1 protein-coding gene is annotated in these 234 nt (G+C 28.6%); it reads left to right on the top strand.

The window, feature by feature from the left end:
• Window positions 1-234: hypothetical protein (locus AB671_RS22820; RefSeq protein WP_228391020.1), on the top strand; the 234-nt coding region annotated here is incomplete at both ends.

The raw sequence follows: 234 nt of genomic DNA, 5'->3' as shown, positions 1-234 counted from the left end.
TGAATATACTACACTTGAGTTTACGAAACTAGAAGGTATAAAAGCGAAGGATAATCACTATAATATAATTAACCCCAATTATTATATATATAATGATTATCAAGTATATATAGCTGACTATCCTCCAGGTGGTATTCCTTTAACAATTCCTTATAAATATTTTGCCACTTATGGTATTACACTCCCCTCAGAGAAAACAGAAAAATCTTACTTTTATAAAAACGGTATTCAAAG

It is taken from the genome of Chryseobacterium sp. BGARF1, assembly GCF_001677955.1.
Taxonomy (GTDB): domain Bacteria; phylum Bacteroidota; class Bacteroidia; order Flavobacteriales; family Weeksellaceae; genus Chryseobacterium.
Note: the sequence above shows the minus strand (reverse complement) of the source record. Positions and strands in the feature narration are given on the sequence as shown.